Here is a 20,130-nt window from a genome sequence, read left to right as displayed (position 1 = left end):
TGATCCGCACGACAGCCGCGCCGCACCCACGGAGGTCCCATGACCGAGTCGAAGCCCCCGACGGAGTTCCGCGCCGATTTTCCCGCCGAGTTCCCCGGCGGGCGGGCCCTGTTCCGCCTCGACCCCGCCGTCGCCCACCTGAACCACGGCTCCTTCGGGGCGGTCCCCGTCCCCGTACAGGAGGTCCAGGCCGAGCTGCGGGCGCAGGCGCACGCCGACCCCGACTCCTTCTTCCTCGCCGTCCCCGACCGGCTGGCGCAGGCCCGGGCCCGGATCGCCGCGCACCTCGGCGCCGACCCGGAGGGCATCGCGTTGGTCTCCAACGCCACCGAGAGGGCCAACCTCGCCCTCGACGCCATCGCGTTCGCCGACGGCGACGAGATCCTGGTGACCGACCACGGCTACGGCACCGTCGTCGCGGCGGCCGCCCGCCGCGCACCCGTCACCACCGTCGCCCTGGACCCGCTGCTGCCCGACGAGGACGCCGTACGGGAGACCGTGCTGGCCGCGCTGACGCCCCGTACCAAGGTCGCGGTGCTGGACCACATCAGCTCGCCCACCGCACGCCTCGTCGCGGGCCCCCGGCTCCTCGCCGACCTCGCCGCCCGGGGCGTCACCACCGTCGTCGACGGCGCGCACGCGCCCGGCATGCTGGCCGACCCGCTCGCCGGCGGCGCCGACTTCTGGTTCGGAAACCTCCACAAATGGGGCTACGCGCCCCCGGGCAGCGGGGTCCTCGCGGTCGCCCCGCAGCACCGAAACCGGGTCCGGGCCCTCGTACCGTCCTGGGAGGAGGAGCGCGGATTCCCCCGCTCCGTGGAGTACCGGGCCACCGTCGACTACACCGGCTGGCTGGCCGCCCCCGAGGGGCTGGACCTCCTGCACCGGCTCGACGCGGCGAAGGCGCGGGCCCACAACGCCGCCCTCGCCGCTTACGGCGCGGCCCTGCTCGCCGAGATCCCCGGGCTCACCCCGCTGCCGCACACCGACGGCCTGGCCATGCGCACCCTGCGGCTGCCGCCGGGTACCGCCGAGACCCGGCAGGAGGCCGTCGACCTGCGCGAGGAGCTGGCGGCGCGGCTGCGCACGCGGGTACTGATCTGGCCCCGGCCGGGCGGCGGGGGCATCCGGATCTGCGGGCAGGTCTACAACCGGCCGGGGGAGTACGAGCGCTTCGCCGCCGCGCTCCCCGCGCACCTCGGGTGACGGGCGGTACCCGGGACCGGCGACGCCGACCGCAGCGTGCGCGGGGGAGCGAGGGGACGCGCGGGACCGGGCGGCCGGTCGGTCCCGGCCGGTCCGCTTCGCCGGTCGGGCCGCTTCGCCGGTCGGTCCCGGCCGGTCGGCCTCGCGCGCCCCGCCGCCCCCGCCCGCCCGGTCAGCCTCGCCTGAGCAGGTACGTGTCCATGATCCAGCCCTTGCGCGCCCGGGCCTCGGTCCGCAGTTCCTCGATCCGCCCGGCCACGTCCGCCAGCTTGCCCGCGACCAGGATCTCGTCCGGGGTGCCGACGTAGGCCCCCCAATAGATGTAGAGGTCCTGGTCCAGGTGGGCGGTGAAGGCGTGCCGGGCGTCCAGCATCACCACCACGTCGTCGACGTCCTCGGGCCAGCCCTCGGCCAGCCGGCGCCCGGTGGTGATCTGCACGGGGCGCCCGACCCGGTTCAGGTTGGTCCGGTGCCGCGCCAGCAGCGCCGATACGCTGCTGATGCCGGGGACGACCTCGTGCTCGAAGGCCACCCGGCCCCGCTCCAGCACCTCGTCGAGGATCGCGAGCGTGGAGTCGTACAGGGAAGGGTCGCCCCACACCAGGAACGCCCCGGTCTCACCCTCTGCCAGGTCCTGCTCCACGAACCGCTCGAAGATTTCGGCCCGCGCGCTGCGCCAGCCGTCCACCGTCGGGGTGTAGTCCGCGGGAGTCCGGTCCCGGTCCGGGTCCCGGCCCTCCACCAGCCGGTGTCCGGGGCGGGCGTGCGCGTCGAGCATCGCGCGCCGCAGCCCGGTCAGATCCGACTTCTCCTCGCCCTTCTCCAGGATGAGGAATGCGTCCGCCGCACCGATGGCCCTGACCGCCTGGAGGGTCAGGTGGTCCGGGTCGCCCGCGCCGATACCGATCACTGAGAACTTCTTCACCCGGCTATTCTGCCCGTCGTGCGTGTCGCTCTGTTCGTCACCTGCGTCAATGACGCCCTGTACCCGCGCACCGGCATCGCCGTCCCGCCGACCTCCGGTGTGCGGGCCCCGCCTGGTGATCAGGTCGGTGACGCTCTGGTCCTCATGCGCCTTGAACGTCAGGACGCCGGGAGACGGTGGACCGGCGGTGTCGAGCACGCCCACCTCGACGGTCTCCTCCCGGCCGCACCACCCCGCGGTGAACGCCAGGGCCGCGGTGAGGAGTTCCGCGTCGAGAGCGCTTCCGGCCGGAAGTTCAGGCGCGAACCGGTGGGTGTGGCCCGGCGGGGTGGCGGGGTCGGGAAGTCCCCAGTCGACGCGGGCCGGGGCGGCCGGGGCCGGGGCGGGTGGCGCCGTGACGGTGCGGCTTCCGGGAGAGCGCGGGAGTCTTCGGTTCCGGCGGGGGCGGCCGGCGCGTTGACGGGGTCCGGGTGCGCGGCCGGGTCCGCGGCCGGGTCCGCCCATCGGCGTGGGCGTCGTAGGACTGCCAGAGCTCCCGAGTGAGGATGGCGCCGCAGAGTCCGTCGAAGGCACCGTGGTGGAGCACCAGCAGTACGATGTGGAGCTCTCCGGGAAGGTCGATCACCCGGACCCGCAGGAGGGGGCCGGTCGACAGCTCGAAGGGGCGCAGCGCCGCCTGCGAGCAGGGCGAGGCTCTGCACGAGGACGAGCACGGCCTGGATGCGGGACAGATGGGTCTCGGGCGTCGCCGCCAGGACCAGGGGCGCTATGTGGGCGGAGAAGAGGCCGTTGCCGAGGCCGATGACAGTCGCGGTCGCGATCGCGGCGGCCGTACCGGATGCGAGTCCCAGCCCGAGCACGCCCAGGCCGGCCAGGACGAGTCCGAGCGCGGACAGGAGGCCGGGACGGCCCAGGGGCCCGCGCCGCAGGACCGCCAGGGTGACGGCCGCCATGCCGATGCCCTGCGCTCCGACGACCAGACCCGCCGCGCCCGCGCCCCAGTGCTCCTCGCGCGCCAGCAACGGCAGCATCAGCGGCAGGATCGGGAGCAGGAAGCCCGCTGCGACACCGGTCAGCAGGAGCCCCGGGCGCAGTACGGGGTGGGAGAAGCCGACGCGAACGCCGTCGGCGGCGTCCTTGAGCAGGCCCCCGGTCTTCGGCGGGGGCGGCACCTCGTGCCGGGGCCTGACGGCGACCAGTTCGACCAGGACCAGCGCGAACGTGACGGCATTGACCAGTGAGGCACCCGCCAGGCCGGCGAGCCCGACGAGGATGCCCCCGAGCGGCCCGCCGCCCATGTTGATCACCTGCCCGCCGATCTGCCGCAGGGACAGGAGGACGCGCGGCAGGGTCACGGCGCTCAGCACCAGCCCCGCGACGGCGCCGCCGTGCGCACTCGCGGCCCAGCCGAGTGCGAAGTAGGGCCTGTTTCAAAAGCCCGCTTCGAGTAACGGTCAGTCAGTGGAGAGGGCTTCGGAGAGGCCAATGGCAGGGCGGCCGAGCATTGCTGTGAGCACGCGCTGCTGGCGCTCAGTCAAAGAAGTTACGAAGATCACCGCGTCGGCATTGGCCTGGTCGCACGCCTGAGCTACCTCGCGGACCTTTCCGTAGCTCAGCAGGGTCCGCGAGGAGTAGGGCAAGCTCATCTTCTGAACTCCGCCGTCCGAGACGCCTCGCCGCTGCACGATCTGCACGACCACCCGAGCGCCCCGTGATGCCAGTTCTTGGGCTGCCGAGGTCATGAGGGATTCGAAGTCCTTCTGCTTCGCAGAGAAGTACCCGACCAGCACCACGTCAGCTCCGGCGGGCGTGAGCTGCGAAGACTGGCGTCGCGCGCGCTCTGGTGGCTTGCGGCGAGCAGGGCGCCGGTCGTGGCGTCTGGGCTGATACATGGACCACAGGTTAGAAGCCTGGCCACCTGCAGCGATACCGCGTTTCCGCTGGCCGGGGCCGGGGCCGACCAAGGAGATCAGAGCCATTCGTTGATGACGGCGATGGTGACGGTGGCCTCGTAGCGAACGGCGAGCTTGTCGTACCTGGTGGCCACCGCCCGATGGCGCTTAAGACGGTTGATCCCGCACTCGACCGCGTGGCGCTCTCGGTAGTCGATCTTGTCGAACTTCGGCGGGCGCCCACCGTGGGCGCCCAGCTTCTTGCGGTTGCGGATCTGGTCGAACTTCTCCGGGATCGTGCAGCGGATCCCGCGTCTGCGCAGGTAGTCGCGGTTGGCTCGGGACCCGTAAGTCTTGTCAGCCCGTACCCGGTCCGGACGCCGACGCGGCCTGCCAATGCCCACGCGCGGCACCCGGATGCGCTCCAGGACCGGTTGGAACTCGGGGCTGTCGTGCCGCTGCCCGGCCGTGACGAGGAACGACAACGGCTTTTGCCCGTGCTCGACCGCCAGGTGCACCTTCGTGGTCAATCCACCGCGAGAGCGTCCAAGGCCGTGGTCGGCGGGCTCGAATGCGACTCCGCCAGGTTTGTCCCGCTGCAGATCCCCCTTTTACGGGCGCCGGCCGCATGCTGATGCGCCCGCGCGACCGTCGAATCCACGCTCACGTCCCAGGTGATCAAGCCTTTCGCGTCGGCTTCGACCTGCAGATGGGTGAGGATCCTGCTCCAGGTGCCGTCGCGCTGCCAGCGCCGGAAGAGGCCGTAGACGGTCTCCCACTCGCCGTAGCGTGTGGGAACGTCGCGCCAGGGCGCACCGGACCGCGTCCGCCAGCGTATGCCGTCGATCAGCTGCCGCTTGGACCAGACCAGAGGCCGCTCCGGCTTCTTGCCTACCGGCAACAGCGGTTCCAGCCTGGCCCATTGCTCGCTCGTCAGATTTCCACGCCCCACGAGTGGATCATGACAGACCTTGATCCACTTATGAAACTGGCCCTAGAGACGGCGTTGCCCGCGAGGGACGCCAGGATCCCGCTGAGCCACAGCAGGTAGGAGCGGGGCAGGCCCGCCGTCCCGTCGGGGCCGCCGTCCGTCTCGTCCGCGGGCAGGGCGGGCGAGGAGGGCGGGGGAACGGAGGTGTCGGATGGTCGACGTGAGGGCTACTCGTCGGACGCGGAAATGAGGTGCTCCTGAAGGGTTCGGTCGGCTCGACGAAGGCGCGGGGATCGCCGCCGATCAGACGCCGGCCCGCTGCTCGGCGACGAGCGCGTCGAGAGCGCCGGCCAGTTCCCCGACCGTCCGGTTGGCGAAGAGCTGTCGCATGGTCAGGCGTACGCCGGTCTCCTTGCGGAGCGTGCGACGACCCGGGTGGCGACCAGGGAATGGCCGCCCAGCTCGAAGAAGTCGGAATCCGCGCTGTGCACGGGCACGTCGAGCGCCTCGGACCAGATACGGGCGACCAGCCGCTGGGTGGGCGTCGCGAGGTCCGGCTCCGGCGCGATGCCGTCTCCCTCGGCCTCCAGCAACCGGACGAGTTCCGCCAGGTCGGTCTTGCCCGCGACTGTGCGCGGGAGCCGCTCCGGGAACAACATCCGCGACGGTACGAGGCGTTCGGGCAGCACGGCCCGGAGCCCTTCTCGTACCGCCTCCTGCCCGAGCCGAGCGTCGTCCCCGTCGGCCACCACCGCCAAGGCGAGGACGGCGCCGGACGGGGTGGGGCAGGCGAACGCCGCCGCGCGGACGCCCGGGAGCGCGCGAGCGGCCGTCTCGATCTCGCCGGGCTCCACACGGAAGCCCCGGATCTTGAGCTGGCCGTCGGCCCGGCCGGCGAACTCGAGCGCCCCGTCGGCGCGGCGACGTACGAGATCCCCGGTGCGGTACATCCGCTCTCCGTTGCCCGACGGGTCGGGCCGGAACCGGGCGGCCGTCACCCCGGGGCGGTTGAGATGGCCGCGACCCACGCCGGCCCCGGAGACGTAGAGCTCGCCCACCTGACCGTCGGCCACGGGCCGCAGCCGCTCGTCGAACACCGGGACCCGGAGCCGCCGCCACCGAACCAATGCCGGACCTCGACGGCACTCCCAGTTCCCCCTAGCCGGTCGGACCAACCCATCAGACTGTCGCATCGTCAGATGATCCTGCAGCTGACCCCGATGATGATCAAACGAAGTCCAGCGCGACCGCGGATCCTTCCCGAGGGGAAGCGGGTGCTCGTCCGGTCCGGCGCCAGGCCGGCACCGTCGCCTTGGACCGATTCGACTTCGCGGTGACCGCGATCAGGGTGCCCCCGGGACGCCTGGTCGTTCGCGTACGCTCCCGGCGCGCAGGACGGCGCCGGCAGGGCCGGCAGTGCCGGCCCTGCCGGCGTCGCGGACGAGGCGGCGATCTGGGGAGGTTCCCCCGGTGTGCGGGAGGTGCTGGCCAGCTGGTCAGGGCGGGTGCGGTGGCACTACCTTCAGCTGCCGACGGCGGTGACTCCGAACATCAGGGTGCGGCGGCTGACGTCGTAGTGCACGGTCGGCGTGTTGCGCAAAAGGTCCTGGAGGACGTCGGCGTCGTCGATGTCGACGGTCAGCACCTCTTCCCAGGCGCCTTCGTCGAGTACGAGTTGCAGGGTGAGGGTGCCTTTTGCAGCGGGCTCACCGGCAACCCAGCTGAACTGGTAGTGGCTGAGTTGGCGGACCTTGATGCTGTCGTCCGTGACGGGCTGCGTCACCTTGGTCGTGGCGGCTCTGGCCATGGTGTCTCTCCTCGCGTGAATGATTTCGGGTACGGGTGCGGACTGGGCCCTACCGGGCCCGCGGGCAGCTCACAGTTGGCGTGCGGGGGTGCGTGACCAGCCGACGGGTGAGGCCGACGATTCCCCGAGCCTGGCCGGTGAGCTCAGCAGCGGCCGGTCATCGCGCCGTGATGGCCGGCACGGCGTACGGCGGCCAGACCGGTTCCTCCGGCCATGGCCAGGGGCGAGGCGGCACGGCGCAGCATCCCCGCCTTCTGCTGCTCAGGACGCTGCTGCTCTCCGTGCAGGGCGTTGAGCACCAGCATCCCGGCGGTCAGTGCCGGCAGGGCCCACTGCAGCATCGCGAGGTGGCGCTGTGCCTGCTCCAGTTCCACAGGGTGGTCGGCGGCCGCCTCTTGATCCTCGGAGTCGGGGGACGAGACGAGTTCGATCTTCTTGCCCAGGACTCGGCTGTAGGCGGTGGCGACGAGCGCGGCTCCGGTGAGGACCGTCTTGGCGATGGTGGAGGCGCCGACGCCGCTCTGGTGGGCCACCCGGGCACTATTGGCCCCCAGCAGGGCAGCGCCGCCCACCAAATGGGCGCCGATCGCGGCCGCGTTCACCGGGGTCCAGGCGGCCCAGCCGGCGCTGGCGATCCGGGAGGCGAGAACCGGCTCCTTGACGGCGTTGCGCGCCGCTCCGTTCAACCCGACGGCGCCCATGAGAGAGCCTCCGAACCAGGCCGCCAGGCCGATGTCGTGCAGACTGCGCATGACCGTGTTGCGTTCAGACATCTGCGTCCTTCCAGACACACGTGTCCCTGCGGTCGCAGGGCACCGCAATCAGGCTCATGGTGATCGGCTGCACCGGCCAGACGAGACGCGCACATGGCCCAACCCACCCCGTAAACCAGCAGCGGTCACGGGTTCAGTGCCACTGTTCTCGGTACAGGGGCCGGAGAGGCATCCACCGCCCGTGCGGGGTGCCTACAGCCATTTGTTGCGGCGCAGGGCACGGTGGATGACCGTGCAGACAACTGCGATCAGGGCCCAGACGGCGGGGTATCCGTAGGGTGATTTCAGCTCGGGCATGTGCTCGAAGTTCATCCCGTACACGCCGACGATCATGGTGGGGACGGTGATGAGGGCGGCCCAGGCGCTGATGCGGCGCATGTCGGCGTTCTGCTGGACGCCGAGCTGGGCGATGCCGGCGCTCAGCATGCCGGTGACGAGCTCGTCGAAGGAGAGGATCTGCTCGCTGACCCGCTGGTGGTGGTCGGCCACGTCCCGGAGGTAAGTGGCCACCTTCGGCGGGATCAGGTCGATGCTGCCGTCACTCAACCGCTGGAGGGGAGAGGTGAGCGGCATCACGGCCCGCTTGAATTCGAGCAGTTCCCGCTTGAGCTGGTAGATCCGTCCGGCGTCGACCGCACGGCCGGGGGAGAAGACCTCGGACTCCAGGGTGTCGACATCATTTGCAAAGGCGTCGGCGACCTCCAGATAGCGGTCGACGACCATGTCGGAGACCGCGTGCAGCACGGCGGCCGGTCCGCGCCCGAGCTGCTGCGGATCCTTTTGGAGCTGGCGTCGCACCCCTTCCAGCGACGGGGCGCTGCCGTGGCGGACGGTGATCGCGTACCCGGGCCCGGCGAAGACCATGATCTCGCCCGTGTCCACGATCTCCGTGCTCGCGGTGACCCTGTCGTGGTCGACGTAGACGATCGTCTTCAGCACCAGGAACAGCATGTCGTCGTAGCGTTCCAGCTTGGGCCGCTGGTGCGCGTGGACCGCGTCCTCGACCGCGAGGGGATGCAGCCCGAACGCCTGAGCCACCTCTTGGAGCTGTTCCGCATTGGGCTCGTAGAGGCCGATCCACGCGAACCGCCCCGCCTCCGCGTCGATCCGCTCGATCACCGCGCTCAGGCCCGCCTGGCCCGGGATCCGGCGGCCGTCCTCGTACAGGGCGCAGTCCACCACCGCCGACGGCAGCCCCATCGTGTTCCTGCCGCCGTGCTGTACCACCAGGTGCCTCTTCTTGTCGTCCAACGTGGAGGGACAAATCTACCGTCGCGCTGACGTTACGAGCGGTTGGCAGGGTGCGCGCATTTCGCGTCGCCAGTCCCGCCTCGGAGTGAACACCGTGTGGCGCAGCCGCAGGCGGGAAGTGGCGAAGCATGGAAATCTTGACGTCTCTGCGCAACGGTGATCATCAACTGACCAAACGGATGGCCTCCTGGGATTCGGTCTGGGCCCGCCGGGTGCTGCCGCCGGTCGAGGAGGCGGCCGAGCACACCAAGCTGTGGTGGGCCGCCGCCGTGATCATGGCGGCCGGCGGGCGTTGGCAGGGCCGCAAAGCTGCGGCCGCCGGTGTCACGGCGATGGCGGTGGCGGAACTGCTGTCCAACGGGATCGCCAAGAAGCTCGTCGAGCGGCCCCGGCCGCCGAAGGAGTGGATACCGCACGACGACGTCGAGGACCGGCCCGACAGCTCCTCCTTCCCCTCCGGGCACACTGCCGCCGCCGTGGCGTTCACCGCGGCCGTCGTCCCGGCCTGGCCGTGGGCGGGGGCCGCCTGCGCTGTCCCCGCGGTGCTGGTCGCGGTCCAGCGCGTCCACAGCGGCGCGCACTACCCCTCTGACGTCGCAGCAGGTGCGGCCGTCGGGCTGGCCGCGGCCGCCCTCGTCCGGGCGACACCCCGCCTGCTCATCCGCCACTTGTGCTGACCGTGCATCGCTTGACCAGCAGGGCGTGAGGTATGCGCGCCGCGACAGTAGCGTGCACATTTCAAGCGGTGAGGGGTCTGCCATGGCGGCTCGTTTCGAAGCTCGCTGTTCGTGAACGTTGTCCAGCCGACCGACGACGGCCGTGTGCTCGCGGCCAGGATGTCGCCCTCCACGGCCGCGCCTGGCCGCCGGCAGTTGCCGGGTGGTTCCGTGGAGCCGCCTCAGGGCGGCGAGGCGCTGGATGAGGCGGGGCTTGGCCGGACGGGCCGCGCGGGAGCCGATCGAGGAGTCGGGGATCGACGCGGACACCGACGTTGCGGCTGTGGGCCGTCACCCGCGGGGAGAACAACAGCGTCGGGCTGACCTACCTCGCGCCGGCTCTTCCCGAGGCGGCGGTCCGAGCGGCTTTCGCCACCGCTGCCGCAGCCGAGCGTCCGCAGGGGCGGGAGCCCGAACTCGACGACCTGGCGTTGGTGCGCTCCCCAGGGGAACCGGCCGGCCTGATCGGGCCGCACGCTGACTACCTGGAGCCGATCGTCCGCCGCGCCCGGCGCTCGCGGTGGTGGCCGCGCCCCGGACCGAGCGGCCGGTCCGGACCGGGTACGCCAGGACGTCGACCGCGCGGCAGGAGCTGACGACCCAGCTCGAAGCCCTCCACCGCGCCGAGTGCCACCCCCAACGGCATGGGTGCCACGAGGGCAGCGCCGTCGCACCGGGAACCCGGCGGAGGGCGTAGTGCCGGTAGGTGACCCGCACCGAGGACAGGCGCAGGATGCGCGGCGAACACAGCCCCGAGCGTCACCCACCGCTACATGTCCGTTCGCCGTAGCCAATACGAGAATAGGCCGCCTTCGTCGGATTTTGGACTGAGGCACTTGAGTGAACCGGAGATACGACCCGGAACCGATACGAAGTGAGGTGGTTGACCCCGTGTGGTGTCGAATCCGACGCCCTTCGGAAGGGAAAAATCGTGAGGTCTTTCGTTCGCACCATCTCGGTGATCGTGCTCGCCCTTGGCTCCGCCGTCTTCGGCAACGGCGCCGCAGTCGCAGCGCCTGCCTCGGAGGACGTCCCCGTCGTCATCCAGTGCAACAACCCGACGAGCCTCTCCCTCGTCGATGCCTCCGGTGGGGACTCACTCGTCAGCCAGTTGATCGACGTCATCGCCGAGGATGGTCTTCCGGCGAACGAAGGCAACAACGCTTCCGCGGTTGAGACGGGTCCCGGGGGCAACGCCTCCGGTGGCAACGCCTCCCAGGCGGCGAACAACAACCGCTGCGGCCTGAGCTCGGACGTCGACGCAAGCACTCGCATCGACAACAGCCGGCGCATCGACAACAGCCGCAACTTCACGCTGGACCAGGGCCCCAGCCTGCTCTGACCCGATCCGGGCGTGGACACCGGAACCCGGCCGCGTGCGTCGCCGGTGTGGTGGGTCGGTTCTTCGCGGCGTCGGGACTGCGGCGCCCTCCGGAAAGGAAAGCTCGTGAAGTCTCTCGTCCGCACCGTCTCGGTAATCGTGCTCGCTCTCGGCGCTGCCGTGTGCGGTAACGGCGCCGCGGTCGCAGCGCCTGCCTCAGGGGACGTGCCCGTCGTCATCCAGTGCAACAACCCGACCAGCATTTCCCTCGTCGATGCCTCCGGTGGGGCCTCGCTGGTCAGGCAGTTGATCTCGCTCATCTCCGGAGGGGAAGCCACGAACGACGGGAACCTCGCCTCCGGCGTCGTCACGGGTGCGGGAGGCGAGGACGCCGGCGGCGATGCCTCGCAGTCAACCAACAACAACCGTTGCGGCGTGAGCTCGGATGTGGACGCAAGTACACGCATCGACCACAGCCGGCGCGTCGACAACAGTCGCAACGTCGCCATCGACACCAGCCCCAGCCTGCTCTGAACCGGTTGGCACGCTTGACCAGGGCCGACGTCCGGGCTGTCGCGTAGGGTCATGCGATCTACGGGGGTGAGTGCAGGAAGGAATTTGCCTGCCCAGGCATGGTGGGGTGCGTCGGATGTGTCAGTCGCCCGGGGCTGGGGTGCAGGCGGAAACATGCTGGCCAGTCCGGCTTCGATGTCCAGAACGGTGCCGAGAGCGTCGACGGCAGTGTTGTGGCGGGAGTGGATGAAGATTTCCCGCAGACCGCATCCTCGACGTCGAGGATGCGGTCCAGGCCGTCGTCCTGCCGCTCTGGGCCTGCGCCCTGATCATCGCCGCCCTGCTGGCAGCGGTCGCCGCAGTGATGGCCGTGGCCGGGGGAAAGCAGATCACCCAGGCGGCGACACCCCGCACCCGGGCGAGCCATCGACAGCGTCAAGGCCGACGTGGCCGCATCCCCGGGTGCCCTGCGTTCGGATGCGGTTCAGCGGCGGGCGTGACGGGCGCGGGGCCGCCGGTGCAGCGCAGCGCTCCGCGGGGCGAGGAGGAGTTCCTCGTACCGGCCGAGGGCGAGCACAGTGGCGAGTAAAGCCCCGGGCAGGGTCAGCGCGAGGAGGGCGGTGGTCGGTGCCGCCGGGTCTGGCATCACGCGCCGGGCACGCCGGCGAGGGCGGCGCCGGGAAGGACCCGGGTCAGGGGGAGGTCGAAGGCGTGTGCGAGCTCGCGCAGCTCCTGCTCCGTGGGGTAGATGGGGCCTGCGGTGCCGTCCTGGACGAAGACTCTGATGCGTGGGGTGCGGATACCGGTGCGGTCCGCAAGCGCCGGCACACTGAGGTGCCGGCGGCGCATGGTTGCTTCGAGGACGTGAGACAGGTCGGCCATTTCCCGCTCATGCCCCGGTCCACGGCCCTCATGCCGTGCGGTAACCGGTGCCCGCTCCACGTGCGCAGCGGGTGAAGGGGAAGCTGCCGCTGTACGAGCAAGTCCAACGTCGCTCGTGGTTCACGCAGCCCTGCCCCCGGTGCCTCGCCAAGACCGGCAAGGGCTGCCTCAACGACGAGGGCATCGGACAACTCCGGCGCCGGGCCCAGTGAGCTCCTTCGGGTAGACGCCGCACAGACCGGCCAGGGCGGTCTGTCCAACGGCGCGCCGGGGTTGTCAGCGCAGTTCTGCCAGGGGCGGTGGCCCGGGTGTGAGTTCCCCTTCGAGGACGGCTGATGACCGACGACGACGGGACAGCGAGCGGGCAGAATCAGGCGGGTATAGATGCGACATCCGACCAGCGCCGGCGGCGCCCCCTTCACTCGCCGTGGGTGCCGGTCCGATCGCGCGTCAGACACGGCAGCCTGGACCGCAAGATCCGACGCCTTGCCGCACTCCCGCTCGCGAGCCGGCCGGCGGATCACGGCATCGCCGCGCACAGGAGCCGCCGGGCGAGAACCGCGGCTCTGCAACGAGCCCCGCTGGTGAGGCCCGGGAGCCCCGACATGGTGCCGTCCGGAGCCGGTCGAGCACCGCGTGTGGCCGGGAGCCGGCCATGTGCGTCCTTTTGAAGGCGGCGACCCTCCAGCAGCCGCGCGCCGTCACCTGCCGCGCATGCAACGCCGCCTCGTCCCTTCCCTGACACCGGATCCGGCGGACGTCACTGGCGGGCAGGGAGTGCGGGCCCCGGCATCCCTTGGGATGCCGGGGCCCGGAGGCGATCCGGCTGTACCCGGAGCGCGGGAAGCCGGTCCTGGCCCGCGCACCCGTTTCGACGCGGACTGATCATGAACCTGGCGGGGCCGGCGCCACCCTGTACCCCGAAAGAGAAAATGCGAAGCGACGCGCACCGTGCGGCGCTGAGGGTCTCCCCAGTGCGTCTCAAGAGGACCGAATGCCTGACATCGACACAGGTGACCGGGTGCACCCTGGCGCCGGCCCGGGTTGGATTCCGGCGGTCTTCCGTTGTCGGGTGCGGGGGTACCGAAGGGGCCGGCATCGCCTGGGAGGACGCCGAGGACGGCAGCTTCCGCGGCTGCGGTCTCCTGCGGTCGACGTCAAGCCATTGAGTACGGTTTGCCCGGTTGTCCGGCGCCGGCGAGCAATGCGGGCATCAGATGCGGTGGACCGTGTGCAGTTTCTTCGCGTACGTGCCCGTTCCGTCCAGCAGGGAGGCGCCGCCGAGGTCGGACATGGTGGGGCCGTGGCCGGTCTTGCGACTGGAGAGGAAGCGGCGCTTGCCGGCGGTGTCCACGCCGAGGTAGATCCCCACGTGGTCGACTGTGACGGTTGCCGTGTCGTCGCCCGAGTCGGCGTTGAACAGGAGCAGGTCGCCGGGCTGGAGCTGCTGTGCGGCGGGCGGGTTCGTGCCGTCCGTCCGGTCGATCCGTACACCGGGGGTGTGGTCGACCATGTGGCGGGACTTGCGCGGGATCCGGGTCCCGGTGGTGTCCTCGCCCGCGGCGAGGGGGATGCCCATGTGGTAGCCGTAGACCATGCGCGTGTAGCCCGAGCAGTCGAGGTTGCCGACCTGCTTGGAGGACGGGCCCGTGGAGGTGCCGTCGGGGAAGGTCCAGCCCAGGTTCATGTACTCGTGGAAGTCCGCCCCCTCGTACCGGTAGCCCTGCGGGTCCAGGTAGCCGTACCCGGCCTTGCCCATGACCTGCTTGCCCGTCGCCGGGGTGGCGGCGGTCGTCACGGCGGGCGCTCCGGCGAGGAACGCGGCCGCGTGGGCCAGGACGTCGGGGCTCGGGGAGCCGGCCCAGCCGCGGACGGTCTGCTCCAGGGCCGCGGTCCAGGTCCCGTCGAAGGGGGCGGGCAGGACGCGCACCCAGGTGCTGTGGGTGACCGTCGGCGGCTGCTGCCAGGTCGCGGCGTCCACCTGGAGGCGGCTCACCACCAGCTTGACGGGCAGGTTCGTGCAGCCCTGGTTGGCCAGCGCCCGCAGCCCCACCCGGCCCTTGGCGAAGGTGCCGTCCGTGACGTCCACGGCCCAGCCCGCGGGCTCGGCGGTGTCCGTGCGCCAGGCCTTGACTTGGATGCGCGATCCCTCGCGACGTACGCGGATCGTCCAGTTCGTGCCCGCCGGAACTCCGGTGGCGAGGGTGGTGGCTGACGTCAACTGGGTGACGGTGTCGGCGACTTCCTTCTCCACGCGCAGTTCGACCGCGCCTGAGGTCAGGAAGGACAGCCGGGCCCGGTAGTTGTTGTGCGTGTCCTGGTAGCCGAAGGAGAGCGCGTACGAGCAGGCCTGGCCGGTGGGTACTTTGTCGAACTTCGCGACCGAGCGGACGTCGACGTCGGTGATCTCGTCGTCCCGGAGGGTGGCGTGTCGGCTGGCGTAGTCGGTGGTGAGCGCGATGACGCCGCTGCCCGGCACCACCGAGTAGTCGGTGTCGGCCGGCCCCAGGGTGGACCAGCTGCCACCGGCGGGGGAGGTGCCCCAGTACTTCCGGTCCGCGACGGGGAGCGCCAGGTCGGGGAGGGTGCGCTGGAAGTCGTCGACGAAGGACTGCTTGTTCTCGGTGAAGGTGCGCTGGGGGCCGGTCAGGACGACGGTGCGCGCGCCCTTGGTCAGGACGGCCACGCGCTGGGAGCCGGCGGTGACCTCAAGGCGCTCCGGCGTGCCGGGCAGCACTTTCGTGGCGAAGGAGTTGAGGGCGACGCCGGTGAAGTAGGCGGGGTCCAGCGGGCCGATGGTGACGGAGGACCGCGGCGAGGTGAGGGACGCGGGAGCCGCGGCCCCGGCCGATATGGATGCCGCGCGTGCGGGGGCGGCCGGGACCGAGGCTCTGGGCGAAGCCGCGGCGCTCGCGGTGCCCAGTGGAACGGAGGCGGCCGCGGCGGCGAAGACGGCAAGTACGTTGCGCCGAGGGGTGTTTGACATGCAGTAATAATCCACTCGGTGCCTGCCGCAGCGAACATCGCCCCCTGGTGTCCCGTCAGCGTCGATATGGCGGGGTCCAGAGCACCACGGCGTTGAGGACCCGGCCGAACCGAGCTGGCCCTCGATACCGCCCAGTACCTGGGGGATGGAGCCTGGCGTTGTGCGACGCGCTGCTGTGTACCGACGGTCCGGTCCGCACCCTCGTGGACCTGGCGCTCGCGACGCATCAGGGCCCCCGAATCGCGCCGGCGGTTCGAGGCCCTTCGTGTGTGCCGCACCCGGATCAGCCGACGGCGGCCTGTTCGTCGGCCAGCGTCTTGCAGGCTCTGCTCGGCGTCCCCACTCCGTTGCTGCCGCGCCCGCGAAGGGGGCACTGGAGCCTGCCGAGGACGGGCAGGTTCAGCATCGGACCCCGCTTCGGCAGGTAGCTGTCGGCCCGTACATGCCCATGTTCCATGATTACCGGAAAAATAATCAGTAGGGGGCTATTTCCTGCAAGGCCTCTAGGTGACTGCGACATGATGCGCTGTCATATTCCCGCCAGATTGCCCCGTTCATCTCGTTGTACCCATGAGGGGAAGGCAGGAATATGGGCAGGTTCAGGTACGGAACCACGGCGGCAGCCATCACGCTGGCCGCCTTGGGATCGCTCACCGCCGCGGGAGGTACGGCTCACGCGGAAGCGGGCCAGGACACCATCAGCATGCTGAAACAGGAGAAGTCCCAGTGGTGCTGGGCCGCCTCCGGGCTGACCATCGCGAAGTTCCAGGGCTTCGGCTCCACACAGACGGACTTCTGCAACCGGGCCCAGCCCTCCTACGGCTGCAACAACCAGCCGGCCACGCTCGACGACATGGCCAAGGGCTGGAGCAGCCTCGGCATGACCCACACCGGCTCCGGCCTGAACAGCGCGGCCACGTTCAACCAGGTGTACACCGACGTCAAGGCGGCCCGGCCGATCGGTGCCCGCATCGGGTGGGCGTCCGGTGGCGGTCACATGAACGTGGTCTACGGCTTCGACACGTCGAAGAACACGATCGCCGTGGCCGATCCGTGGCCGGACACCACCACGTACACGTGGTGGAACTACAACGACTACGTGAGCAACAGCTCGTCCAAGTGGACCCATTCCCGCATCGGTATCTCCCGCTAAGGCAGGCGACATGCGCGACACCAAGATTTCCGGCATGCGGGCGACTTCTCGCCTCTCCCGTCTGTCCATCGTCATCGCAGTCAGTGCATCCGCACTGCTGTCCGTCGTCGGTCCGACGCACGCGGCCCCGGCCAAGGACCCGCTCCCCGCCGACATCCCCGGCTATCAGGCCGCTCTCGACGCCGTGAAGTCCACCGATGTCCGCGACACGGTCTGCCGATTCCTGCGCACTCCGGTGCCCACCGGCGGTGCCGGCGGGCCGGTGCAGACGATCCCCGAAATGGCCGAGCCCTGCCAGGGCCTCCCGGTGTTCACGATCAAAGACCCGGTGGCACTGAACGAGATCACCCCCGGGTTCGTCGCGGGCACCGCCCAGCCACTGGCTACCGAGGCGATCAAGCTGACGCAGCTGGTCTCCTCGCTGAGCACCACCGTCAACGGCCGCAACGCCACCGTCATGCTCGCCCCCACCCAGGGCGGCGGCTGGCACCTGGCGGCCGTGCGAGACGGCGACAGCGACGCCGCATACGCCAGTAAGGCCACTTTGGGCACGCGGGTCTTCACCGAACCGCAGAACCGTGGCTGGTATCAGCTCAAACTCACCACCGTCGAGCCGCTCAACGATCAGGCCCGGGAAGGACTGGGCGGCCAGGCGTCGGTGTCGCTCAGCGACTACCAGAAACTTGTCAAGGCCCGCTACGCCGACAAGCTGCCGGGCTCGGAGTACGACACCAACGGCTACTCCAGCGGCTACAGCCAACGTACGGAGGACGACACGCCGTCCTCCACCCTGCTCCTCGCCGGCGGTTCCGGCACGGCACTCGCCCTCGCAGGCGGCGCCGCCGTGTTCCTCCGACGCCGGCGCGCAACGGGCAGCCGCTGAGCCCCACCCCGTACGCCCCCCGCTCCGTCCCGGCAGCCGGCCGGGACGGAGCGAATCCTTTGTCCGGCCGGACAGCCACTACGGTCCGTCCATCGCAGAGGAGCTATGGGGTTGTCGCACCCTGATCGCCGTCTTCGCCCGTACGGACGAAGCAACGCGCACCTGGTCCTGGGCCGCCGCCTCGTGCCGCTGCCTCCGCGGCTCACCGAGCTCGTGCAGCACCTCGCCGAACAGCCCCAGCTGCGGCCGCAGCTCTCGCGAGTCCGCCCGGGCCCCCCGGTGGCTCTTCCCGGGCATGGTCCCGGGCAAGCCGATTTCGACGCACGGCATGACCCGGAAGCTCAACCGGCACGGCACCCCGGTCCGCACCGCACGCAACGCGGCGCCGGCCGCTCCTGCTGCTGATCTCCCCAGCCCGATCCTCGGCGACGTGACCGGGATGCACCGCCACACCGCACTCCGCTGGGTCGCCTACGCTCGACGCGACTGGGCCGAGTACCTCGCCGCCCGAGCCGAGGACGAGGCCAGCAAGCGGGAGAAGGAGGGGAAGGGCGCGGCTCTTCCGCGGTGACCATCACGAAGCGTCCGCATCGTGATCGATGAGGGACATGTCGGATGCCAAGGCGCGGGCGGTGTCGGCGAAGTACTGCTCGTCGGCACCAGGGGCGAGGCCGAGGGCGACACCCTGGCTGAGACCGACGAACAGTGCCCTGAGCGCGGTGGTCAGACGTTGTGCCTGGTACGACGTCACAACACTTCCGTTGTGCGACCTTCCGGTGAACAGCGCGATCAGGTGGTTCTCCTGCGACCGGATGGACGTGGCGAGCTGAGACGCCAGGTCCGGGTCATGCAGGGCCATATCCAGCAAGGTGATCTGGAGCGACAGTCCAGACAGCGCGTCGGGGGCGTCACAACTACGCCGGTAGTACCGGGCAAAGGCGTCGACCGCTTCGAGCAGATCCAGTCCGGCCGGAACCGCCTGCTCGACGTCTTCGTAGTACGGCCGCAGGTAGTCGGCGACCAGGGCGACCACCAGGCCGTTCTTGCTCCCGAACAGTGAGTAGATGGCACCAGTGGTCACGTCAGCGCGTTCGGCGATCTCATCGAGCCTGGCCCGGTACCCGTCTCGGGAAACGATCTGGAACGCAGCATCCAGCAAAGCACGGCGGTTGCGTTCCCTGGCATCTGCCCTCGTCATTCTCATAGCCAAATTATTGCCGTAATCTCATTACGAAGCCAGTCGAGGCGAGCTCCACAGGGAGGAACACTCATGTCCCAGGTTGTGGCACCATCAGTGACCCGCCGGATGGCAGGGGCCATCGCCGATGGCGCCTTCAAGGTGTTGCTCGCGGTTGTCTACATCGCCGGCGCTGCCCCGCTCGGCCGTCTGCTCGGCGTGCCGGCCTGGCTGATGGTTGTCTCCGGCGCGGCTCTGCTGATCGGTGGTGGCATCGAGATCAGGTATACGCGCAGCCGATCGATGCGCACCTACACCCGGCTCATGATTGCCTACGACAGCGGCTGGGTGCTGACGGCCCTTGCCGGCCTCCTGATGGCATGGAAGAACGGCGGCGCCGGGGGTGAGGTGTGGATCGGGTACCAGACAGCCGCCCCCGTCGTACTTGCCGCACTGCTGGTGGCTGCCAACCCCACGCAGACTGGCTCGGGCACTCGCACAGTGGACCCCACCCCTCGACGGCGGGCTTGATCGTGAGAGCTTCACCGACCCGGTGAACGAGACGAACGCGTGGGTGGCACCCTTGATCGGGAGGTGCTTGACCGTCACGTCGGCGGCGGCGAGCTTTTGCAGCTGACCCGCGCCGACTGGCAGCTCACCAAGCGAGGCTTCGGCCCCTGGGCGAGGATCTACCGCCCCGCCAAGAGCTCCGACCGCCAGCGCGTCCAGCTGTGCATCCCCTCGTGGAACGCACTGGACACCCGCCACCGGGGCGAGGCAGGACGCAGCTGGCGCCGGCGGAACTCGCCCGCGAGGAGGCCATCGACTTCTACACCCGGGCTCTCGCCCCGCGGCCCCGAGGCCGGCCCCGGGCCTCCGGCTTGCCCGCCAGGTCCGGCTCGGCCGCCGGCACCGGTGATTCCCGCCGCGTCGCGTCGCCGACCGGGCGGCCGGGCTCCGGCCCGGGACTTCCGGCCCGCCGCGGCCCCCGGCCCCGGCCCGGCCTCCGGCAGTGGGGGCGGGGTGGCGGGGCCGGCCTACCCTTCCAGCCTCGGGGCCTCCCGCGCCGCGTCGACCGACGGGTCGCCCGCTTCGACACGCGCGGCGAGCTCCCGGGCCCAGCGGACCAGGCCCGGTACGTCGACCCCGTACGGGTCCCAGGTCAGCTCCTCGATACCGGCGGCCCCGCGCCGCAGCAGCCGCGCCCCGCCGACCGCGTTCCCGCGTGCCGCGTGGGTCAGCCCGACGGCGAGCTGGGCCAGGCCCCGCCACAGGGGGGCCGCCTCGTCGGGACCCGACTTCCAGGCGTCCTCGAACACCTCGTGCGCGTGGAACGGCATCCCGGCGTCCAGCAGCCGCTGCGCCTCGCGCAACGTCTCCGCGGGCGACTGCACCACCCCCTCGGGCTGCCGCTCCACCCCGCTCACCCCGTAGGGCAGCGGCCGACCCAGCCCGTCCCTGGGCCGCCCGCTCCGCGCCCGCCCCGCATCGTCCCGATCCCGTCCGTTCATCCCCGCATCCTCCCCCGGGGCGATTACCCGTGCGTGCACACCCCTCGGCGTGGGGTAATGTTCTGCATGTGCCACCGGGACGGGGGAAACCCCAGGTCGAAGGCATATCGGGACGTGGCGCAGCTTGGTAGCGCACTTGACTGGGGGTCAAGGGGTCGCAGGTTCAAATCCTGTCGTCCCGACGAGAGGTTCGCCTCATAGTC

At 70.6% G+C, this 20,130-nt stretch carries 23 protein-coding genes, 1 tRNA gene and 3 pseudogenes; 11 read left to right on the top strand and 16 right to left on the bottom strand.

The window, feature by feature from the left end; genetic code table 11:
* Positions 1 to 39: 39 nt before the first annotated feature.
* Positions 40 to 1,206 carry an aminotransferase class V-fold PLP-dependent enzyme gene (locus tag ACWFQ8_RS25470; RefSeq protein WP_453788586.1) on the top strand — a complete coding sequence of 389 codons (1,167 nt, stop codon included), beginning with the start codon at positions 40 to 42 and terminating at the stop codon, positions 1,204 to 1,206.
* Between the two features lie 172 nt (positions 1,207 to 1,378).
* Here ACWFQ8_RS25470 and cobF read toward each other — a convergent pair whose 3' ends face one another.
* The 9 genes and pseudogenes from cobF to ACWFQ8_RS25425 form a co-directional block, all read right to left on the bottom strand.
* On the bottom strand, positions 1,379 to 2,131 hold the full coding sequence (gene cobF, locus ACWFQ8_RS25465) for a precorrin-6A synthase (deacetylating) (RefSeq protein ID WP_453788585.1): 753 nt from the start codon (positions 2,129 to 2,131) through the stop codon (positions 1,379 to 1,381).
* A gap of 295 nt (positions 2,132 to 2,426) precedes the next feature.
* Entirely contained in the window at positions 2,427 to 2,756 is a 330-nt protein-coding gene (locus tag ACWFQ8_RS25460) for a hypothetical protein (RefSeq protein ID WP_453788607.1), read from the bottom strand.
* A gap of 61 nt (positions 2,757 to 2,817) precedes the next feature.
* A pseudogene (locus ACWFQ8_RS25455) lies at positions 2,818 to 3,486 on the bottom strand (MFS transporter); the annotation flags it as partial.
* Between the two features lie 99 nt (positions 3,487 to 3,585).
* Positions 3,586 to 4,023 (bottom strand): HflX-like GTP-binding protein, encoded by a 438-nt coding sequence (locus ACWFQ8_RS25450; RefSeq protein ID WP_453788584.1) that lies wholly within the window; start codon positions 4,021 to 4,023, stop codon positions 3,586 to 3,588.
* 77 nt (positions 4,024 to 4,100) lie between these two features.
* Positions 4,101 to 4,975 (bottom strand): IS5 family transposase gene (locus tag ACWFQ8_RS25445; RefSeq protein ID WP_453788583.1). Its coding sequence is split into 2 segments (ribosomal slippage): positions 4,101 to 4,600 and positions 4,600 to 4,975, totalling 876 coding nucleotides; the frame shifts between segments, so codons are not numbered across the junction.
* Positions 4,976 to 5,346: 371 nt separating this feature from the next.
* Positions 5,347 to 6,027 carry a phosphopantetheine-binding protein gene (locus tag ACWFQ8_RS25440; RefSeq protein WP_453788582.1) on the bottom strand — a complete coding sequence of 227 codons (681 nt, stop codon included), beginning with the start codon at positions 6,025 to 6,027 and terminating at the stop codon, positions 5,347 to 5,349.
* 449 nt (positions 6,028 to 6,476) lie between these two features.
* On the bottom strand, positions 6,477 to 6,761 hold the full coding sequence (locus ACWFQ8_RS25435; protein WP_383932565.1) for a hypothetical protein: 285 nt from the start codon (positions 6,759 to 6,761) through the stop codon (positions 6,477 to 6,479).
* A 143-nt stretch (positions 6,762 to 6,904) separates the two neighbouring features.
* A complete protein-coding gene (locus tag ACWFQ8_RS25430; RefSeq protein WP_453788581.1) occupies positions 6,905 to 7,534 on the bottom strand; it encodes a hypothetical protein in 630 nt (209 codons plus the stop codon).
* A gap of 192 nt (positions 7,535 to 7,726) precedes the next feature.
* Positions 7,727 to 8,785: a magnesium and cobalt transport protein CorA gene (locus ACWFQ8_RS25425; RefSeq protein ID WP_453788580.1), complete on the bottom strand. Its 1,059-nt coding sequence runs from the start codon at positions 8,783 to 8,785 to the stop codon at positions 7,727 to 7,729.
* A 128-nt stretch (positions 8,786 to 8,913) separates the two neighbouring features.
* Between ACWFQ8_RS25425 and ACWFQ8_RS25420 the strand changes: the two genes are divergently transcribed.
* From ACWFQ8_RS25420 to ACWFQ8_RS25405, 4 genes and pseudogenes are all read left to right on the top strand, one after another.
* Positions 8,914 to 9,462, top strand: a complete 549-nt coding sequence (locus tag ACWFQ8_RS25420) for a phosphatase PAP2 family protein (RefSeq protein ID WP_453788579.1) — start codon at positions 8,914 to 8,916, stop codon at positions 9,460 to 9,462.
* Between the two features lie 970 nt (positions 9,463 to 10,432).
* Entirely contained in the window at positions 10,433 to 10,843 is a 411-nt protein-coding gene (locus ACWFQ8_RS25415) for a hypothetical protein (protein WP_453788578.1), read from the top strand.
* Positions 10,844 to 10,948: 105 nt separating this feature from the next.
* Positions 10,949 to 11,356, top strand: a complete 408-nt coding sequence (locus ACWFQ8_RS25410; RefSeq protein WP_453788577.1) for a hypothetical protein — start codon at positions 10,949 to 10,951, stop codon at positions 11,354 to 11,356.
* 247 nt (positions 11,357 to 11,603) lie between these two features.
* Positions 11,604 to 11,705, top strand: a pseudogene (locus ACWFQ8_RS25405) (hypothetical protein); the annotation flags it as partial.
* Positions 11,706 to 11,819: 114 nt separating this feature from the next.
* On the opposite strand, the gene ACWFQ8_RS25400 reads toward ACWFQ8_RS25405, so the two are convergent.
* The 4 genes from ACWFQ8_RS25400 to ACWFQ8_RS25385 all read right to left on the bottom strand — a co-directional run bounded on the left by ACWFQ8_RS25400 (position 11,820) and on the right by ACWFQ8_RS25385 (position 15,660).
* Positions 11,820 to 11,981 (bottom strand): hypothetical protein, encoded by a 162-nt coding sequence (locus ACWFQ8_RS25400; RefSeq protein ID WP_453788576.1) that lies wholly within the window; start codon positions 11,979 to 11,981, stop codon positions 11,820 to 11,822.
* Complete coding sequence (locus ACWFQ8_RS25395; protein ID WP_453788575.1) at positions 11,981 to 12,217, bottom strand: XRE family transcriptional regulator; 237 nt, start codon at positions 12,215 to 12,217, stop codon at positions 11,981 to 11,983. The genes ACWFQ8_RS25400 and ACWFQ8_RS25395 overlap by 1 nt, the downstream gene beginning before the upstream one ends.
* Before the next feature lie 1,213 nt (positions 12,218 to 13,430).
* Positions 13,431 to 15,203: an NlpC/P60 family protein gene (locus tag ACWFQ8_RS25390; RefSeq protein ID WP_453788574.1), complete on the bottom strand. Its 1,773-nt coding sequence runs from the start codon at positions 15,201 to 15,203 to the stop codon at positions 13,431 to 13,433.
* A 283-nt stretch (positions 15,204 to 15,486) separates the two neighbouring features.
* Positions 15,487 to 15,660, bottom strand: a complete 174-nt coding sequence (locus ACWFQ8_RS25385; RefSeq protein WP_453788573.1) for a hypothetical protein — start codon at positions 15,658 to 15,660, stop codon at positions 15,487 to 15,489.
* Between the two features lie 132 nt (positions 15,661 to 15,792).
* Here ACWFQ8_RS25385 and ACWFQ8_RS25380 point away from each other — a divergent pair, with 132 nt between their 5' ends.
* Together ACWFQ8_RS25380 and ACWFQ8_RS25375 are read left to right on the top strand one after the other, a co-directional pair.
* On the top strand, positions 15,793 to 16,356 hold the full coding sequence (locus ACWFQ8_RS25380) for a papain-like cysteine protease family protein (RefSeq protein WP_453788572.1): 564 nt from the start codon (positions 15,793 to 15,795) through the stop codon (positions 16,354 to 16,356).
* Between the two features lie 10 nt (positions 16,357 to 16,366).
* Positions 16,367 to 17,239 carry a hypothetical protein gene (locus ACWFQ8_RS25375; protein WP_453788571.1) on the top strand — a complete coding sequence of 291 codons (873 nt, stop codon included), beginning with the start codon at positions 16,367 to 16,369 and terminating at the stop codon, positions 17,237 to 17,239.
* A 78-nt stretch (positions 17,240 to 17,317) separates the two neighbouring features.
* Here the strand turns inward: ACWFQ8_RS25375 and ACWFQ8_RS25370 are convergent, their stop codons facing one another.
* Complete coding sequence (locus tag ACWFQ8_RS25370; protein ID WP_453788570.1) at positions 17,318 to 17,569, bottom strand: hypothetical protein; 252 nt, start codon at positions 17,567 to 17,569, stop codon at positions 17,318 to 17,320.
* Here ACWFQ8_RS25370 and ACWFQ8_RS25365 point away from each other — a divergent pair.
* Positions 17,568 to 17,810 (top strand): hypothetical protein, encoded by a 243-nt coding sequence (locus ACWFQ8_RS25365; protein WP_453788569.1) that lies wholly within the window; start codon positions 17,568 to 17,570, stop codon positions 17,808 to 17,810. The genes ACWFQ8_RS25370 and ACWFQ8_RS25365 overlap by 2 nt on opposite strands.
* A gap of 3 nt (positions 17,811 to 17,813) precedes the next feature.
* Here the strand turns inward: ACWFQ8_RS25365 and ACWFQ8_RS25360 are convergent, their stop codons facing one another.
* Positions 17,814 to 18,437: a TetR/AcrR family transcriptional regulator gene (locus ACWFQ8_RS25360; protein ID WP_453788568.1), complete on the bottom strand. Its 624-nt coding sequence runs from the start codon at positions 18,435 to 18,437 to the stop codon at positions 17,814 to 17,816.
* A 72-nt stretch (positions 18,438 to 18,509) separates the two neighbouring features.
* Here ACWFQ8_RS25360 and ACWFQ8_RS25355 point away from each other — a divergent pair, with 72 nt between their 5' ends.
* Together ACWFQ8_RS25355 and ACWFQ8_RS25350 are read left to right on the top strand one after the other, a co-directional pair.
* Positions 18,510 to 18,947, top strand: coding sequence for a hypothetical protein (locus ACWFQ8_RS25355; protein ID WP_453788567.1), 438 nt, complete (start codon positions 18,510 to 18,512; stop codon positions 18,945 to 18,947).
* Positions 18,948 to 19,046: 99 nt separating this feature from the next.
* Positions 19,047 to 19,232 (top strand): annotated as a pseudogene (locus ACWFQ8_RS25350) (hypothetical protein); the annotation flags it as partial.
* A gap of 221 nt (positions 19,233 to 19,453) precedes the next feature.
* On the opposite strand, the gene ACWFQ8_RS25345 reads toward ACWFQ8_RS25350, so the two are convergent.
* Positions 19,454 to 19,927, bottom strand: a complete 474-nt coding sequence (locus tag ACWFQ8_RS25345; protein WP_453788566.1) for a DUF309 domain-containing protein — start codon at positions 19,925 to 19,927, stop codon at positions 19,454 to 19,456.
* Positions 19,928 to 20,035: 108 nt separating this feature from the next.
* On the opposite strand from ACWFQ8_RS25345, the gene ACWFQ8_RS25340 reads away from it, so the two are divergent.
* A tRNA-Pro gene (locus ACWFQ8_RS25340) sits at positions 20,036 to 20,109 on the top strand.
* The last annotated feature ends 21 nt before the right edge of the window (positions 20,110 to 20,130 follow it).

The sequence above is a fragment of the Streptomyces sp. NPDC055254 genome, from assembly GCF_053606025.1.
This window is presented reverse-complemented; position numbering and strand designations above follow the sequence as displayed.